Source organism: Bradyrhizobium sp. Leo78 (genome assembly GCF_059512425.1).
Map to the genome: position 1 here is coordinate 445,831 of NZ_JCAMOT010000001.1, position 17,586 is coordinate 463,416.

Consider the following 17,586-nt stretch of genomic DNA (forward strand, 5'->3'; position numbering starts at 1 on the left):
TGAGGTTTCACCTTGAAAGCGCTAGACCTCGTTTCGCTGGGCACAAAGCATGTCCGCAACGCGCTGTCGGAAGAGCTCTATCTGCGCACCGGCCGCGATGTCACCCGGCCAGCCGCGATCTTCGCGGAGGTCGTCGAGCGCTGCAATTACAAGTGCCGCTATTGCGATTATTGGCGTCGCCCGAACTACCGCGAGGAGATGTCGATCGAGGAATGGCAGCGCGCGCTCTCCAGCCTGAAGGAATTCATCGGCGCCTATCATGTCGAGTTCGCCGGCGGCGAGCCCTATATCAAGAAGGGTTTCCTCGACCTGGTCCGGTTCTGCCGCGACAACGACATCCATTGGGGCGTGACCACCAATGGCGGCGCCTATCTTAACAAGAAGATCGTCGCGCAGACGGTCGAGGCGCATCCCTTCAACATCAATATCTCGATCGACTCGCGGGATCCGAACATCCACAACTATTCGCGCGGTGTCGAGAATTCGCTGAACGACATCGTGCAGGGCATCCGGAATGTCTCCGAGAAGCGCCGCGCCGAAGGATTGGATTTTCCAATCATCATCAAGCCGGTCGTGCACCGGCTGAACTTCCGCCAGCTCCCGCAGATGGTCGACTGGATCCAGCAGATCGGCGCCACAGCGCTGAGCTTCCAGCCGGTCGAGATGGGCACGCAGGAGGTCGAGGACGAGTTGTGGATCGGCGAACGGGAGATGGACGATCTGATCGCCGTCCGCGACGAGCTGCTGCGGCTGAAGCGCCAGGGCGCGCCGATCCTCAACGGCGAGGCGGTGCTGAACGCCTGGCCCAGTCATTTCCGCCGCGAGAAGGCGCCGCCCGAGGTCATGCCCTGCAGGGTCGGCATGCGTAACTATTTCATCCGCTCCGACGGCCGCCTCGAGGTCTGCTGGTTCTTCAAGCCGATCGGCAACGTCCGCACGCAGACCGCGCGCGAGATCTGGTACAGCGAGGAAGCGCGCATGCGCCGCAAGGAAACCGTGGCCTGCGACAAGCTCTGCCTCTTCACCTGCCTTGCCCAGCGCACGCTGCAGGACAAGCTCAAGATGGGCCTGACCCTGTTGACCGGAACAAAGGCCCAGGCGAACGAAGTCAACAGCAATCGCACCCCGGGTGAAGCGGCAGCGTAACCCGGGGCTACAGAGCTGCTACCGCCCGAACAATGCCGTAGCCAGAGTGAAGCGCAGCGTAACCCGGGACCGCCGGTAAACGTTGCTGGAGATATCCCGGGTTGCGCTGCGCTCCACCCGGGCTACGAGGTCACCTACCTCCGAACAGCTTTCGGAACAGCTTTTCCGACTCCGGGAAGCGGCCGGTGTCGATCTGTGTCGGCCATAGGCCATCGACGTTGAAGTAGGCCGCATAGGCGATGCTGTCGCGGTTCTCGACGAACCAGTCGTGCATTTTCTGGATGAAGTAAGGATTGTCGCCGGCATGGCCGACGCCCCACTCCGGAAAGCTGATGCGCTTGCCGTGGCGCGCGGCGAAATCGCGATGCCATTCGAGACCGAACGGCGCCTTGAGGTAAAGCGTCTGCCAGCGCTCCTCCACCGAGCCTTCCGATTTGAAGTCGTAGACGTCGAGCCCGATATAGTCGACGACGTCGTCGCCGGGATAGGCCAGGTCGGCCGGCATCTCCTGCGCGCCCCAGCCGGGACACCAATCAAACTTGAACTCGCTGGACGCGCGGCGGAAGATCTCCGCAACGCGCCGGAACGCCCTGATATAATCGGCTTCCTGGCCCTTGGCGAACCAGCCCATCTGCGAAAGGTTCATCTCCCAGCCGAGCCGGATGATCGCGCGTGGCTGCGCATCGGAGATCGCGCGTGCCGCCGCCTCGAACTCGGAGTCGTGCAGGCCGTCCGCTACATCGACCAGCGGCGTTCCCGTGATCGTCAGCGGCATCGACCAGACCACGTTCCGTTTCGGATTAAGCCGTCTCCAGATGCCCGGCACCCAATCCACTTTGCGAAAATCTTCCCAGGTCGATTGGCCGTAGAAATCCATACCCAGCACAGATGACGGTTTCTGCTTCAGCCATTTCTCCCAGGCCTGCAACGCATGCTCACGGCCATCAGCCTCCCAGTTCACGAAGGCGCCGGCAAACCGCGCAGGATCGGCGCCGAGGCGGGAGGTTGCGCCGGCTGCGTCGCGCGCGGTGGCGACGCCGCCGAGAACTGCGCCGATCGAGGCCGTCAGCATCCCGCCGACGAACCGCCGCCGGCTCAATCGTTCAATTCCAGCCATGTGCTGTCCTCGCGAGCTTGCGAAGCAATGGCGTCAACCTCTTGCCCACCGTTTCAAAAGCGGACACCGCCGACGGAACGGCTGTGCCGAAACGAACTGATGGCACAGTCTTCGCATCACCCGCGGCGACCCCGCGCAGAAATCCCGTAGTCCCACATGCACGCATACCCGCTCCGAACGGCATCGGCGATTCGCGGGTCACGCTCTGCAATATACGGGCAAGCCGCGCCGACGCACACGGAGCACGGCTTCTTATGGTTACTTCGCGCCTTAACGGCGCGGCGATCATCAACGCAAACAAAATTAACCAACGGCGATCCCGGCCGCGGCCGATGCGCCGATTCGGCATCGATCTTGCTGAAAGGCTCACCGAGAAGAACCGCGGCTTGGAAAGCGACAACCGTGAACGTGATCGCCAGAGAGATCTACGAGATGGACCCAGTTGCGTTGTTAACCCCGACTTACGGGCGCGACCTGGAAATCTGTACCTTGCTTTGCGAGAGCGTGGACCGGCATGTCACCTCGTTCTCCAAGCATTATCTCCTGGTTCCCGATTGCGACCTGCCGCTGTTCGCGCCGCTCGCCAGCGAGCATCGCGTCATCATCCCGGCCTCGGCCTTCCTGCCCGACTGGCTGCGGCCGCTGCCGCGCATGATCCAGCGCCGCCGCCGCCAGTTCTGGTGGTCGCTGCGGGCCAAGCCGGTGAACGGCTGGCATGCGCAGCAGATCCTGAAGATCGCCGCCACCATTGCACTGCCTCACCAGCGCTTTTGCATCCTGGATTCCGACATTGTGTTCTTCCGCGACTTCGACCTGACGCGGTTCGAATATCCGAACGCGATCCCGATGCTGACCATGTCTGATATGGTGACCGCAGACCAGCCGCGGCATTCGCGCTGGCTTGTGACCAGCCATGAACTGCTGGGGCTGCCGACGCCGCCGTTCCCGGCCGACGATTTCATCGGGCACATCATCTTCTGGGACAAGCAGACCACCCGAGCGCTGGCCGAGCGCATCGAGGCCGTCACCGGTCTCGACTGGATCGAGGCGCTGTGCAAGACCCGCGAGTTCTCCGAATACATGCTGTACGGCTATTTCGTACAGAACGATGCCGCGGCCTCGCTGCGGCATACCGCGGTCCCGAGCACGCCCTGCGTCAGCTATTGGGACGATCCGCGGCTCAACAAAGGCGAGCTGCAGGATCTCTTGCGCCGCGCCAGCAAGGACGACGTCGCGTTCTCGATCGCATCCTTCTCCGGAACGCCGGTCGAGACCATCCGCGCCTCGATCGCCGACAGCAACGAGATCCTCTCGCTCACCAGCAGCGGCGACCGCACGGAGTTTGCGGCGCTATGCTGATCGGTCAAGCCAGCATCAACCTGACCGCCAACATCCTCTCGGCGCTGCTGGGGCTGCTCAGCGTGTTCGTTTTCACGCGGCTGTTCTCGCCGCATGATTACGGCGTCTATCTGCTCGGCATCGGCTTCGCCTCCGTGATCAGCGTGTTCCTGGTCGGCTGGTTCCGAAATCTGATCCTGAGCGAGCACGCCCGCAACGACGGCACCGACGTCCGCGGGCTTGTGCTGTCAGGCTATATGATCTGCTGCCTGACGGCGCCGATCGCCTATGTGCTCGCCCGGCTCGCGGGCCTCGACGGCACTGCGGCGTTCGCTACAGTTGTGCTCTCGGTCGCGATCGGCCTGTTCGAGCTGACGCAGGACCTGGTTCGCGCGCGGCTGATGGCGCTTTCGGTGATGAAGGCGACGCTGATGCGCGCTGTGTCCGTGCTCGCACTCGGCATTGTCGTCGCGCTGGTCAGCCCGAACGGCTTCTGGCTGTTGCTCTCTTCTGCCCTCGCTTATCTGCTCGCCGTGCTCGTGCAGTCGCGCACCGCCTGGCGCGGCACGCATATCAGCTTCGATCGCACCTCGCTCGTGGCCGTGGCCAGGACCGGCCTGCCGCTGACGCTCTCGCTGACCCTGCTTGCGATCGCCAGCGTCACCGACCGTTTCATGATCGCCAACCTGGTCGGTGCGGCCGATGCCGGCCGCTATGTCGCCTCGCTCGACCTGGTCCGCCAGACGCTGATGATGCCGGCGATGAGCATGGCGGCAGCGTTTTTTCCGCTCGCCGTCCAGATCCACGCCAAGCAGGGTGACGGCGCGGTGCGCTCGCATCTCGCCGAATGTCTCGAGTTGCTGTTGTCCATCACGCTGCCGGCTTCGCTCGGCTTTGCCGTGATCTCCGGGCATGTCGCCAACGTCATCCTCGGCGCCGATTTTCGCGAGGTTGCGGCCGAGATCATGCCGGTGATTGCGGTCGCCGTGGTGTTCCAGGTCCTGACGCAGCAATATCTGCATGCGAGCTTCCTGCTGTCGGGCCGCAACGGCTTCTATCTCGTCAACACCGCCTCGCTGATCGCGGCCAATGTGATCCTGTCCTATCTTTTGGTCAGCCACTACGGCACTGTCGGCGCGGCCTGGGCGCGGCTCGGCGCCGACATCATCGGCTTTGCCTGTGCGCTGGTGCTTACCCGCTATGCCTTCCGCGTTCCGCTGCCGCTCGGCCGGCTGGCGCTGGTCCTGATCGCCGCGCTCGCGATGGCGCTGACGGTCGCGGCGCTCGATCGCATCCTGCGCATTCCGGATCTCGCCGCCTGCATCGTGCTGGCGGTGGTTGGCATCCTCACCTACGCCGTCCTGGCCTGGCTGTTCGACATCGCACGCATTCGCGGCCGACTGAAGCATGGCCTCATGGCATTCAGAGCAAAATTCGCAAACAGCAACATTGGATAAGAGGCAATGACCGATACCCTTACCTTTGATCGCATTCATGCAACGCTCCCCGTGGTCGACGCGGCTGGGCCGGCCGCGCATCCACAGTCGCTGCTCGACCTGCCGCCGGGCGAAGCGCGGCAGAGTCTCCTCACCGTGCACAGCATCCTGGAGGCGGCGCTGCCGGCGGGCCCGCTCGCGATCTACGAGGCCGGCGGCGGCTCGACCAGCTTCCTGCCGCTCAAGGTGTTGCGCCGCAGCCATATTACCGTCGTCGACATCGACGAAGATCAGGTCAAGAACAACCAGTACGCACAGGCGACGATCCTGGGCGACATCCAGACCTATCGTTTCGCGCCGAAAAGCTTCGATTTCATCGTCTGCTACAACGTCATCGAGCACGTGCCCGATGTCGAGGCCGCGCTCAGCGGTTTCTGCGAGGCGATCAAGCCGAACGGCTTGATCCTGATCGGCGCCCCCAATCCGAAATCGCTATCGGGCATGGTGACAAAGTATTCGCCGCATTGGTTTCACGTCTGGTTCTATCGCTATGTCCGCGGCGACAAGAAGGCCGGCCTGCCGGGCGAGGCGCCGTTCCCGACCCATTTCCATCCGCTGGTCACGCTGGGCAAGCTCGAAGCCTTCGCCAGGGCACATGGCCTGCAAGTGATCTACCGCAAGGTCTATGAGAGCCCGCGCTATCCGGAGATGCGCCTGCGCAAGCCCCTGCTCGCCGCGCTGGTCGATGCCGCCGCGAAAGCGATGAACTTCTTTCTCCCCGGCAGGACCGACGTGCGGCACGGCGACTACCACGTGATCCTGCGGAAACTGTGAGAGAATGCGCGGGTTGTGGTCCGAAGCGGTCGTGAAGGTCAGCCACCGGCTGGCGATGCATCTGCCGGTCGATCGGGTTCGGCTGCGCAACGCCACGCCGATAGTCAGCTTCACCTTCGACGACCTGCCGAAGAGCGCGGTGACATCAGGCGCCGACTTGCTCGAGACACATGGCGCCCGCGGCACCTTCTATGTGTCGGGCGGCCTGGTCGGCGTCGATACGGCGGACTGGAGCTCCGGCGATGATGATGACGTGCTGTCGCTGCATCGCCGCGGTCACGAGATCGGCTGCCACACCTTCTCGCACCGGCGCGCCTGCGATCTCGATGAGACCTCGCTTGCCTGCGACATCGCCTGCAACCGCCGCTACTTCGACTTGCTCGATCCGTCGATGCAGATCGAAACCTTTGCCTATCCATTCGGCTATGGCTCGTTCGCGCACAAATATCTGCTCAAGTCCAGATTTGCGACCTGCCGCTCGATCGTGGAGGGCGTGAACTTCGGCAATGTCGACCTGCAGTTCCTGCGCGCGATGCCGCTGATCGATCGCCGGATGGATCGCGATGCAATCGAGCGCGCCTTCGACGAGGCGCAAATCCATAACGGTTGGTTAATTTTCTACAGTCACGACGTTGCCACGCGGCCCAGCCTGTATGGCTGCTCGCCGGAACTGCTGAATCACGCGCTGGAAACGGCGGCGAAGCGGAATATTCCGGCGCTCACCATGGCAGAGGCGTTCCGATGCGCGAGCGCTTAAACGCTTTGTTTGCCTTTTCAGTGAATAGTCTCTCAAAGACTATGGTTAATTTTTCCTGCTGCGTTGTTGCCGCGCGGTCCGCTCTCGCGCATCGCGCAGCCCGAAGAGTAACCCCTCAGCCGATGCGTGCGGCGTTTGGAATGGAAGCTGGGGTCGATGCTTGATTACGACCAGCCGATAAACAGCCAGGCCAAAAGCCGGGATGCCGGCGAGCCACGCCGAAGCCAGGGCTTCGACGTGATCGACCTGGTCATGCTGCTGTGGCGGCGCAAAGCCGCGGTCGCGGCTGCCGCGTTGCTCTGCGCCTGCATCGCGGTTGGGATCGGCAAGAGCCTCACTCCGAAGTACACCGCGACCGCGCAGCTCTATGTCGACCCGCGCGAATTGCAGCTCGTCGAGCGAGAGCTGACACCGCGCGCGCAGGACGTTTCGGGTCTCGCAATGGTGGTCGACAGCGAGGCGCGGGTGATCACCTCCAACAGCGTGCTGTTGCAGGTCATCAAGAACACCAATCTCGACAAGGACCCGGAATTCGGCGGCGGCGGCGACGGCAAGAGCCTCCTCGGCGCGCTGCTCGGCCTGGTCGGGTTCGAGCAGCGTCCGACGGTGGAACAGCAGCACCAGGCGACGATGAGCGCGCTGGACGCCCTCAGTCGTCATATCAATGTGCGCAAGACCGACCGCACCTTCGTCGTCGACATCGACGTCTGGTCCTATGAGCCGGTCAAGGCGGCGATGCTCGCCAACGCGCTTTCTACGGCCTATCTCGCCGAATCCAAGCAATCGCAGGCCGCCGCCGCCCGGCGCGCCACCAGAGATCTCTCGGGGCGGCTGAAGGAACTGCAGGAACGGCTGCGCAACGCCGAGAACGTGCTTGCGGTCTACAAGGCGCAGAACAATTTCGTCGGCACCCAGGACACGCTGATCGCCGACCAGCAGCTTTCCGCCAGCAACCAGCGGCTCGCCGCCGCGCGGGCGCTGTCGCTCGATGCGCAGGCGAAATACGACCAAATCGAGGCCAGCCGGCGCAATGCGAGCGACCCCGGCGCGATCCCCGAGGCGCTGCAATCGCCGACCATCGCGAACCTGCGCGCGCAATATGCCGATGCCAAGAAGCGGCAGGCCGAGCTGCAGAGCGAACTCGGCCCGCGGCATCCGGCGCTCCGGCAGGTCGAGCAGCAGGTCGAGGATCTCCGCCGTACCATCAGGGAAGAGATCGACCGCTTCGCGCAGGCCGCGAAGAACGATTTGACACGCGCTCGCGACTATGAGGCATCGCTGAACAAGGCGCTCGACGCGCAGAAGCGCCAGAGCGTGCAGATGAGCCAGGCCTCGGTGCGCCTACGCGAGCTCGAGCGCGACGTCGAGGCGAGTCGCGACGTCTACCAGTCCTTCCTCAAGCGTTCGCGCGAGACGGAGGAACAGGAAAGCCTGAATACCTCGAGCGCACGTGTCATCGGCGAAGCCACAGTGCCGCAGCGGCGCACCTTTCCACCGGCTATGAGCCTGCTTGCCATGATCGGCTTCGTGCTCGGCGGGCTCGCGGCCGCTGCCTGGATCATCGCGGTCGACCAGCTTGCGCCCGGCGCCGACCCGCTGCGGCCGAGCAAGTCGACCTCGCCCGAGAAACAGGCGACGGCGGCGCCCGCGAAACAGCCGGTCCTCAGCAAGCCGGCGCCGCAGGCGGCGGTCAGCGTCATCGAGAAGCCGGTGATCGCCCGGCTGCAGGAATCCGACGTGATGCGCACGCTGGGTGGCATCCTCACCGGCGGCCAGATCGCCGACGTCACACGGCTGGGCTGGCCGACATTGCGCGCGGGTTTTCCGCTGATGACCTTCCTCGGCGCCATCCGCGACATGTCCGCGACCCTCAAGAAGCGCGCATCCGCGAGCGGCGTGCCGGTCATGGCGGTGATCGGCGCGGGACCATCCGTCGACCGCAGCGTGGTGGCGCTGAACGTCGCGCTCTCGGCCGCGCGCGACGGCGCCAAGGTGCTGATGATTGATGCCGATCATCGGAAACGCGAATTGTCGGGCAAGGTTACCAGGCTCGGCAAGCGCGAGGCCGGCCGCCTCGGCTGGCTCAGCATCGGCAGCAAGGCAACGCGTGCCATCAACACGGCGAACGGAATTTCCATCCTGCCCGTTATCGAGGGCGACGACGCCAGGGCCGCGGAAGCCATCCGCAAGTCGGTCACGCAGGCGCGATCCGTTGGCGGTTACGATCTCATCATTCTCGACGGGCCGGCGATGCCGTGGAGCGCGGCGGATCGCAAACTCCTCGAGCTCGCCGATGGCCTCCTCGCGGTGCTGCCGGTCCATCTCGATATCAACGACTGCATGGAAGACATCCTCAGCGCGCTGGGTGGAGCGGAGCGCAAGCTGGTCGGTGTCATCCTGAACGAGCTCAATCCCGTGGTGGAGAGCCGTCAGCAAGACAAGCAATATGCGTGAGCGCCGCTTCTTCACCTCCCCTTGAAAAGGGGAGGTCGGTTTTCGCGGACGCGCAAACCGGGTGGGGAGCATCTCTCTCCACCGAGCACCTGGGTTCGTGGTTCACCCCCACCCTGCCCTCCCCTTGCAGGGGAGGGAGAACCGTCACAACGGCTTGATCTGCACTTTCCGGAACTTGACCACGCCCGAGCCATATTGGAGCGCGATCGGACCGCTCGCGTGCTTGCTGTCCTGCGCGTCGACGGTCTTCTCGCCGTTGAGCACGACCACGAGATGCGGGCCCTGCGCCGTGATCTCAAAGGTATTCCACTTGCCCGCCGCCTTGGGCATCGGGTTGACCTTGCCGACATCGACGATCGCGCCGGTGCCGTAGGTCGGATCGGGCCGCTTGTCGAAGATATTGACCTCGTAGCAGACCTTGGAATCAATGGTCTTGTTGGTGTCGCAGCGGATGAAGATGCCGCTGTTGGCATCCTCGTCGGTCCAGAACTCCGCTCTGATCTGGAAATCCTTGTAGGGAGTCTTGCTGACGAGATAGGACAGATCCTTGCCGTCGAGCTTGTCGGCGACCAGCGCGCCGTCTTTCAACGTCCAGTTCGCCTTGCCCACCTCGTCCCAATCGCCCTTTTTGGTGCCGTCGACCAACGTGATCCAGCCGTCTCCCTCGGCGGCAGCGAGATTGAAGGACAGAGCGGTGCCGATCAGAAGACAGGCCGCAAGCGTCCACGCATGTTTCATGAAAAGCATCCTCCCGATGTTGTTTTGATTTGTGCGGGCAAACTAATCACGGCGGCGTGCGAGCGCAAATCGATTTCGATGCTGCAGTTGCGTTGTGCGGCAAGCCGCGCATCCGCCGATCACGCATGCATGCGTGCGTCTTGTCCTTTGCGAGCGCCCCCGACTAGCATCGAGGACAACGGAGATGGACGAGCCCAATAGACAGGCCTAAGCGTCCATCCGAAAACGGGAGGAAGTCATGATCGTCAGCACCTGGCGTTACCTTGCGATCCCGCTCGCCCTTGCCGCCACGCTGAGCATCGGCTCCGCCGCCGAGCTCAATCCCGCCGCCGTCGTCTATAAGTTGCCTGACCAGATCCCCTGGGGACCGGTGGATGCGCGCGGCGCGCAGAATGCCGTGGTGGTTGGTGATCCCGCAAAGCCCGGCTTCTACGTGGTCTATACCAAGTGGACCAAAGGCAACCATTTCAGCCATCCGCATTTTCATCCGAACGACCGCTATATCGTCGTGCTGCAAGGCACCTGGTGGGTTGGATCGGGACCGAAGTTCGATCCGGACAAGGGCACCGTGGCGATGCCCGCCGGCAGTTTCGTCACCCATTACGGCAAGCAGGTGCATTGGGATGGCGCCAAGGACGAGGACGCCGTGCTCCTGATCATGGGCGAAGGACCGGCGACGGCGACCGCGGCGGAGGAGAAGTGATTTCGTAGGGTGGGCAACCTTTGCGATCACCAAACGTTCATCTCCGCAAACGTGAAGGAGATAAAACATGGCAATGGCCGCAGAGATCAAGGAACATATGGACGTCATCTCGTCGGACCGGAAGACGGTCGGAAAGGTCGATCATCTCGAAGGAACCGACAAGATCAAGTTGACCAAGCAAAGCTCGCCCGACGGACAGCACCATCATTTCATTCCGCTGTCCTGGGTCGACCATGTCGACCAGCACGTGCATCTGAACAAGACGGGCACCGAGGTGACCACGCACTGGCAACACGGCCGGCAATAGACGGCGACAGCGCCTTTGCGCCGGTCGCGGAGGCGGATATCATCGGGGGCAGAACAGAGAGAGCCCCCGATGCATCCAGCCGCGAAACTGCAATTCGAGCGCATCGTCGACGAATACGGACGCTGGCGCGCCATTCCGGAAAGTGAACGGCCGCCGGCGCCGGCGTGGTGGTGGGGCCCGGCATTCGAACTGCGCGAATCCGTGGTCGAATTGCCGACCGACTGGAGTGTCCGATTGCGCCTTGCCAAGGGCGCGACTTATGCAGCAGGCGCCGCCATCCTGCTCAAATCGCTCGCCGGCCAGACTTATCTGCCGTGGCCTTATGATTTCTCGCGCAAGGTGAAGTCGACCGATTCGGATGTACGCGAGCTGCATGTGCAGCCGTCAGATGACAGCGCGTTCCCGCCCTAAATCCGACGCTGCCTGATCGTCCGCGGCATCTTCCTCCGGCTGCAGTGGCGGAGAGATAAGCGCCGGCGCCGAGCGCAACAACTCGGCGAGCTCGCGCGGCGGCAGCGGCTTGCTGAGCCGAAAGCCCTGCATCTCGTCGCAGCCATGGTCGCGCAGGAAGCGCTCCTGCTCGGCCGTCTCCACGCCCTCGGCGATCACGGTCATGCCGAGCGCCTTGCCCATGCTGATGATGGCCTGCGCGATCGCCTGGTCCTCGCTGTCGCGGGCGAGGTCGCGCACGAAGGAGCGGTCGATCTTGATGGTGTCGATCGGAAACTGCTTCATCAGCGACATCGACGAATAGCCGGTGCCGAAATCGTCGATCGCGAGGCGAATGCCGCGGCTCTGGATCGCATCCAGCACCCGGATCGCCCGGTGCACGTTGCGCATCACCATGCTTTCGGTGACCTCGAGCTGCAGCAACGCCGGCGACATGCCGCTTGAAAGCAGCGCGCCATCGATGTCGTGCAGGAGATTCTCGTCGCCGAACTGCCGCGGCGAGAGGTTGACCGCCATCGTCACCGGCCGCAAGCCGCGGCGCTGCCAGGCCATGTTCTGCGCGCAGGCCTCCTTCAGCACCCAGCGCCCGATCGGCACGATCAGCCCGATCTCCTCCGCGAGCGGAATGAACTGGGCCGGCGCGACCTGCCCGAGATCGGGATGGGTCCAGCGCAAGAGCGCTTCGACGCCAGTGATCTGGCCGCTCGCGATGTCGATCTTCGGCTGGTAGAAGAGCGAGAACTGATCGCGCTCCAGCGCGCGGCGCAGGGCATTCTCGAGCGTCAGCCGCTCAATCGACTGCGCCTTGATTTCCCTGGAGTAGAAGCGGAAGCCGTTCTTGCCGTCCTCCTTGGCGAGATACATCGCCATGTCGGCGTTCTTGGTCAGCGTCTTGGCATCTAAGCCATCAGCAGGATACATCGCAACGCCGATCGAGGCCGTGGTCTGGCATTCGTGGCCGCTCAGTTGCAGCGGCTGGCTGAGCGCCGACAACAGGCTCTCGGCGATCGTTTCGACGTCGGCACGGTCGGTCTCTTCCAGGATGACGACAAATTCATCGCCGCCGAGCCGGGCGATGACGTCGCTCCAACGCAAGGTCCCGCGCAACCGGTCGGCGATCTTGACGAGCAGCAGGTCGCCGGCGTCGTGGCCAAGCGAATCGTTGATGACCTTGAAACGGTCGAGATCGATGAACAGCAGCGCGAACTGACGCTGGTGGCGGCCGGCCACCTCGATCGCGTGACGAAGCAATTCGTTGAAGGTTTCCCGGTTGGGCAAGCGCGTCAGGCCGTCATGCGAGGCGAGATATTCGATCCGCTCGTCGGCCCTTGCCTTCTCGTCGGCGCGGTCGAAATTTTCCAGCGCGAACGAGACGTTTTCGGCGAGACGTCGCAACAGCCCGATCAACTCGGGGCTGAAGGCGCCGATCTCGCAGGAGAGGAAGATGATGGCGCCGATCGGCTTGCCGTTCTTCAATAACGGAAATGCGGCGCCAGAGCGGGTGCCAGCGTCGCGCAGGACCTGATAGAACGGGCTCGAATCGCCGAAGTCGCCGAGATAGTCGTTGCTGATGCAGGGTTTCCGGGTGCGGAATGCGATGCCGGTGAGGCTCCGCCCTTCCGGATGCGATGCATTGATGGACAGGCGCACGTTGAACGCGCGCTCGCCGTCCGGACCGGCCGAAGCGACGTTTTCCAGGTAATCGTCGCCTGGCCGCTCCAGCGCGATCGCGGTGGAGGTGAAATTGCCGCCGACGACGGCGGCCTCGCAGACCAAGTGGAACAGCTCGGTCCGCGACTTCGCCCGCATGATCGCTTCATTGGTGGCGCTGAGCGCCCCGAACATCCGCGTCAGCCGCTCCTTCTGCTCCTCGGTCCTCGCCTTCTCGTCCGCGCGCTCAAAGCTGCCGAGCGCGAACGACACGTTGTCGGCCAGCCGCTGCAGCAGTTCGGCGAACTCGGCGGTAAAGGTGTCGTGCTCGGACGCGATGAAGAGCATCACGCCGACCGGCTCACCGTCGACGAACAACGGGAACGCCGCGCCCGATCGCGCCCCCTCGCGTTCGATGATGTCCCGGAACGCACTGTCCGCAATGTCCTTCAGGAAGTTGTTGTTGATGCTGGCCCTCCTGGAACGGAATGCCGTCCCGCAAAGCCCGCGTCCCTCCGGAACGGCCTCGTCGATCGATACCTTGAGATTGCGGGCGTTCTCGGACGTCGGTCCTGCGGTCGCCGCCATCTCGAGATAGTCGCTGCCGGGCGCGACCAGGAAGATGCTGGTCGAGTTGAACCTGGCGCCCTTGCCGGCCGCCTGGCACACCAGCTTGAACATCTCCTCCCGTGACTTCGCCCGCATGATCGCTTCGTTGGTCGCGCTCAACGCCGCGAACATTCGCGACAACCGGTCCTTCTGCCGGTCGGCCCTGGCCTTTTCGTTGGCGCGTTCGAAATTTTCGAGCGCCACCGATACGTTCTCGGCGATCCGCGCCATCAGGGCGATGATCTCTTCGTCCGTCGCCAACGACCTGCCGACGAAGAACAACAAGACGCCGATGCTCTTGCCGAACTTGGTCACGGGGACCGCGATGCAGGCCATGACGCCAGCCTCGTGTCCCACCTGTCGCCACGGACCGTCCGATTTCGGGATATCGTTGTTGATGCACGGCCGCTGCGTCCGGAACGCCTGCCCGCAGACGCCCTTGCCGTAGATATTGTCCGGATCGATCGAGAAGCGCGTTTGCGTGATCAGGTCGATCGCGTCGCCGGTGCCAGCGACCGGCTCGAGCCAATGGTTGTCAGGCTCGGCGAGCAGGACCACGGCGGCGACCGATTTCCCGCTATGAACGGCGGCGTCGCAGACACGCTGATAGAGGTCGTGCTCGGTCTTGGCGCGAAGGATCGCTTCGTTGGTCGCGCTGATGGCGCCGAACATCTGGTTCAGGCGGCGCATCGCCCGCTCGCTGCTCTTGCGCATGCGCTCATGTTCGAAATTATCCAGCGCAAACGAAACATTCGCAGCCATGCGCGCCAGCAGCGACACGAGCTCGTTGTCGAGCGAGCCGACCTCGCGCCGGGTGACGAGGAAAACGCCGACGCTGCGGCCATTGCAGATCAACGGCATTGCCGCCGCCGCGGTGACCTCGCTATCGCGAGCGCCCGCACGCCAGGCGAGCGAGCGCGGGTCATTCAGATAGTCATTGCTGACGCAGGCCTGCTGGTCCCGAAACGCCTGTCCGCACACCCCCTCGCCCTCAGGCGTATTCGCAATGATCGAGATGTTGATGCCGCGCAGCCGCACGACATCGTCGCCGAACCCGACCGCAAAGCGCAGCAGGCTGGTCTCGGCATCCAGCAGGAAGATCGCCGTCGCCAGGAAGTCACCGCTTGAAAACGCGGCCTCGCAGACCTTGGCGTACAGCTCCTCCGGCGATTTGGCGTACAGGATCGCTTCGTTGCTGGCGTTCAACGCCGCGAAGGTACCCCTGATGGTCTGCTCCAAGCGATCAACTCCCTGCGGCCGGTCTCGGCCGGCCCCGCGGGATTTTATGCGGAGCAGAGACCTAAGTGGACGTTAGGAACAGCTATAAGTTGCGAGTCAAAGTAAATGTGTGACGAACAAAGTCGGATAGAACCCCCGCAAAATTGCCGGTTTGTTGACGATTTCCTCCGCCCGCGAGTGCGACGCAATACCCGCGAGGCACTGGTTCCCTGCCATGAGATCCGCCGCCCTGAAAAGCCGCGCCGGCGTCATGGCGGACTGGACATTCTGGCCTTGCTCGTCGCCCACGGCTTTGAGACCATGGCGAACCACAAACAAGCAAGACCCGCCGCGTGACGCGGGCGTCGATACGAGGAAACCCCATGCCGATCGTCCACGCCGATCGTCTCACCCGCATCGGTGCGGCGCTGCTGCGCGGCGCCGGCGCCTCGGAGGAGGAAGCCCAGGCGGTCGCGATCGGCTGCGTCAACGCCAACCTCGCCGGACATGACTCGCACGGGATCATCGCGGTCCCGACCTATATCGACCGCATCAAGGCCGGCCATATCGTGCCCGGCGCGAAATGGACCATCGTCCAGGAATCGCCGACCACGACCGTGATCGACGGCCATTGGGGCTTCGGCTTCCACGTCAATGCCAAGGCGATGGAATTGACGATTGCCAAGGCGAAGACCGCCAATGTCGCCGCCTGCACTGTGTTCCGACAGAGCCATGTCGGGCGGCTTGCGCACTATCCCATGATGGCGATGCGCGAAGGCATGATCGGCATCGCCACCGCCGATTCCGGCCGCTCGCCAAAACACGTCGCGCCATTCGGCGGCCGCGAGGCGCGGCTCGGCACCAACCCGATCTCGATCGCGGTGCCGTCCGAGCTCGAGGCGCCGTTCTATCTGGACATGGCAACCTCGGCGGTCGCCGCGGGCAAGATCCAGCTCGCGGTCGCGCGCGGCGAGCGGATTCCGACCGGATGGATCATCGACGCCGAAGGCCGCCACACCACCGACCCGACGGACTATCGCAAGGGCGGCGCGCTGCTGCCGCTTGGTGGCAGCGAGGGCTATAAGGGCTCTGGCTTGGCGGCCATGGTGGAAGTCCTGTGCGGCCTGCTCACCGGGCTTGGATTCGGCGTCGAGCCGACCGGACGCCACAATGACGGATGCTTCATGGCGGTGTTCAATGTCGCCGCCTTCCGTCCGTTGCAGGATTTTAAGCGCGAGGTGGCCGAGTTCGCCCGCTACCTGAAATCGACGCCGCCCTCGGACGGAAGTCCGGGCGTGTTCTATCCCGGCGAGGTCGAATTTCTGCGCGAACAGGAGCGGCGGAAGAACGGCATCGAGATCGAGGAAGCGACCTGGGACAAGCTGCGCGCGCTCGCCGGCGAGTACGGGCTGTCAAAACAACTCGATCTGGCGTGAGAGGGGGGACAGCGGCATGACACGGCAAATGGCACTGGTCGGTTTCCTGCAGGCGCAGAACTGCACCAATCTGCCGGGCTCCTGGCGCCATCCGCAATCGCGCGACGATTCGATGTCGGCGGATTACTACCAGGAGATCGCGCGGATCCTCGAGGCTGGCAAATTCCACATGGCGTTCTTCGACGACCGCCTGGCGATGCCGGACCGCTATGGCAACGATCACGCCCACACTGTCGAATACGGCATCCGTTGCGTGAAGATGGATCCGGTGATCGTGCTGACCACGATGGGCATGGTCACCGAGAAGCTCGGCCTCGCCTCCACCTGTTCGACCACTTACTACGAGCCGTTCGACGTCGCGCGCCGCTTCGCCACCCTCGACCTCATGACCGGCGGCCGTGCCGGTTGGAATGTGGTGACTTCGGTCAATGACGGCGAAGCCCTCAACATGGGCCGCGAGCACCATCTCGAACACGATTTGCGCTACGACCGCGCCGACGAATTCATGGAGGTCGTGCTCGGCCATTGGGATTCCTGGGAGGACGGCGCACTCATCGTCGACAAGAAGAGCGGCCGTTTCGCCGATCCGACCAAGGTGAAGCGGCTCGATCACGACGGAAAGTTCTTCAAGTCGCGCGGACCCTTCACAGTGCCGCGTTCGCCGCAGGGTCATCCCGTCATTATCCAGGCCGGCGCTTCCGGCCGCGGCCAGCGTTTTGCCGGGCGATGGGGCGAGCTGATCTTCACCGCCGCGCGCAATCTTGCCAGCGCAAGGCAAGGCTATGAGGCGATCCGCAATGAGGCGGCAAAGGCCGGTCGCGATCCCGACCAGATGTTCCTCTGCAATCTGATCACGCCGGTGTGCGGCGCGACCAAGGCCGAGGCGGAAGACCGGATGGCGCTGATCCAGAAGCTGCCGCTGGAGATCGACGCGCTGTCCCTGCTCGCCGAGGGACTGAACTTCGACTTCGGCGCCAAGGGCATCGACGAGCCGCTGACGACGGAGGAACTGCAGGGCATGCAGGGCATGCTCGGCATCCGGGACGGCGTGCTGAAAACCTCCGGCAAGACCAATCCAACCACGCGCGACTTCATCACCTTCTCCGGCCGCGGCCTGGTGAAGGATGCGATCGTCGGCGGGCCGAAGGACATCGCCGATCGGCTGGAGGAGATGTTCGTCGGGCGCGGCTGCGATGGATTTGTCATTGCGGCCAGCTATGTGCCCGGTTCCTACGCTGATTTCGTTCGCCACGTCGTGCCGGAATTGCAACGCCGCGGGCTATTCCACCGTAACTATACCGGCAAGACGCTGCGCGAGAATCTCGGCCTGCCCCGTCCCGCGGCCGGAGCCTGGAAAATCTCGCCGCAGGTTGCGGCGGAATGAGAGAGCAGA

At 63.7% G+C, this 17,586-nt stretch carries 15 protein-coding genes; 11 read left to right on the forward strand and 4 right to left on the reverse strand.

What is annotated here, in order from left to right:
• Positions 1–12: 12 nt before the first annotated feature.
• Positions 13–1,146 carry a radical SAM protein gene (locus AC5ZG1_RS02035; RefSeq protein WP_130226859.1) on the forward strand — a complete coding sequence of 378 codons (1,134 nt, stop codon included), beginning with the start codon at positions 13–15 and terminating at the stop codon, positions 1,144–1,146.
• Between the two features lie 130 nt (positions 1,147–1,276).
• Here the strand turns inward: AC5ZG1_RS02035 and AC5ZG1_RS02040 are convergent, their stop codons facing one another.
• A complete protein-coding gene (locus AC5ZG1_RS02040; RefSeq protein ID WP_456643214.1) occupies positions 1,277–2,263 on the reverse strand; it encodes a glycoside hydrolase family 26 protein in 987 nt (328 codons plus the stop codon).
• Between the two features lie 402 nt (positions 2,264–2,665).
• Between AC5ZG1_RS02040 and AC5ZG1_RS02045 the strand changes: the two genes are divergently transcribed.
• The 5 genes from AC5ZG1_RS02045 to AC5ZG1_RS02065 all read left to right on the forward strand — a co-directional run bounded on the left by AC5ZG1_RS02045 (position 2,666) and on the right by AC5ZG1_RS02065 (position 9,082).
• A complete protein-coding gene (locus AC5ZG1_RS02045; RefSeq protein ID WP_496131841.1) occupies positions 2,666–3,622 on the forward strand; it encodes a DUF6492 family protein in 957 nt (318 codons plus the stop codon).
• Entirely contained in the window at positions 3,616–5,058 is a 1,443-nt protein-coding gene (locus AC5ZG1_RS02050) for a lipopolysaccharide biosynthesis protein (protein ID WP_456643216.1), read from the forward strand. Before AC5ZG1_RS02045 ends, AC5ZG1_RS02050 begins: the two co-directional genes overlap by 7 nt.
• Before the next feature lie 6 nt (positions 5,059–5,064).
• Positions 5,065–5,871, forward strand: coding sequence for a class I SAM-dependent methyltransferase (locus AC5ZG1_RS02055; protein WP_130226863.1), 807 nt, complete (start codon positions 5,065–5,067; stop codon positions 5,869–5,871).
• A 4-nt stretch (positions 5,872–5,875) separates the two neighbouring features.
• Positions 5,876–6,628 carry a polysaccharide deacetylase family protein gene (locus tag AC5ZG1_RS02060; protein WP_130226864.1) on the forward strand — a complete coding sequence of 251 codons (753 nt, stop codon included), beginning with the start codon at positions 5,876–5,878 and terminating at the stop codon, positions 6,626–6,628.
• A 156-nt stretch (positions 6,629–6,784) separates the two neighbouring features.
• Positions 6,785–9,082 (forward strand): GumC family protein, encoded by a 2,298-nt coding sequence (locus tag AC5ZG1_RS02065; protein WP_496131842.1) that lies wholly within the window; start codon positions 6,785–6,787, stop codon positions 9,080–9,082.
• A gap of 144 nt (positions 9,083–9,226) precedes the next feature.
• Here the strand turns inward: AC5ZG1_RS02065 and AC5ZG1_RS02070 are convergent, their stop codons facing one another.
• The gene (locus AC5ZG1_RS02070) at positions 9,227–9,820 is read right to left on the reverse strand and encodes a 3-keto-disaccharide hydrolase (RefSeq protein WP_130226866.1); all 594 of its coding nucleotides are present in this window, start codon (positions 9,818–9,820) and stop codon (positions 9,227–9,229) included.
• A gap of 238 nt (positions 9,821–10,058) precedes the next feature.
• On the opposite strand from AC5ZG1_RS02070, the gene AC5ZG1_RS02075 reads away from it, so the two are divergent.
• From AC5ZG1_RS02075 to AC5ZG1_RS02085, 3 genes are all read left to right on the forward strand, one after another.
• On the forward strand, positions 10,059–10,523 hold the full coding sequence (locus AC5ZG1_RS02075) for a cupin domain-containing protein (protein ID WP_130226867.1): 465 nt from the start codon (positions 10,059–10,061) through the stop codon (positions 10,521–10,523).
• A gap of 67 nt (positions 10,524–10,590) precedes the next feature.
• Entirely contained in the window at positions 10,591–10,830 is a 240-nt protein-coding gene (locus AC5ZG1_RS02080) for a DUF2171 domain-containing protein (protein ID WP_028168725.1), read from the forward strand.
• A gap of 69 nt (positions 10,831–10,899) precedes the next feature.
• Positions 10,900–11,241, forward strand: a complete 342-nt coding sequence (locus tag AC5ZG1_RS02085; protein WP_028168724.1) for a hypothetical protein — start codon at positions 10,900–10,902, stop codon at positions 11,239–11,241.
• Here AC5ZG1_RS02085 and AC5ZG1_RS02090 read toward each other — a convergent pair.
• Both AC5ZG1_RS02090 and AC5ZG1_RS02095 read right to left on the reverse strand, forming a co-directional pair.
• A complete protein-coding gene (locus tag AC5ZG1_RS02090; RefSeq protein ID WP_496131843.1) occupies positions 11,215–14,778 on the reverse strand; it encodes a bifunctional diguanylate cyclase/phosphodiesterase in 3,564 nt (1,187 codons plus the stop codon). The genes AC5ZG1_RS02085 and AC5ZG1_RS02090 overlap by 27 nt on opposite strands.
• A 96-nt stretch (positions 14,779–14,874) precedes the next feature.
• Positions 14,875–15,096 (reverse strand): hypothetical protein, encoded by a 222-nt coding sequence (locus AC5ZG1_RS02095; RefSeq protein WP_496131844.1) that lies wholly within the window; start codon positions 15,094–15,096, stop codon positions 14,875–14,877.
• Positions 15,097–15,140: 44 nt separating this feature from the next.
• Between AC5ZG1_RS02095 and AC5ZG1_RS02100 the strand changes: the two genes are divergently transcribed.
• Positions 15,141–16,193 carry an Ldh family oxidoreductase gene (locus AC5ZG1_RS02100; protein ID WP_464347536.1) on the forward strand — a complete coding sequence of 351 codons (1,053 nt, stop codon included), beginning with the start codon at positions 15,141–15,143 and terminating at the stop codon, positions 16,191–16,193.
• Between the two features lie 16 nt (positions 16,194–16,209).
• Positions 16,210–17,577 carry an LLM class flavin-dependent oxidoreductase gene (locus AC5ZG1_RS02105; protein ID WP_496131845.1) on the forward strand — a complete coding sequence of 456 codons (1,368 nt, stop codon included), beginning with the start codon at positions 16,210–16,212 and terminating at the stop codon, positions 17,575–17,577.
• Positions 17,578–17,586: the final 9 nt, after the last annotated feature.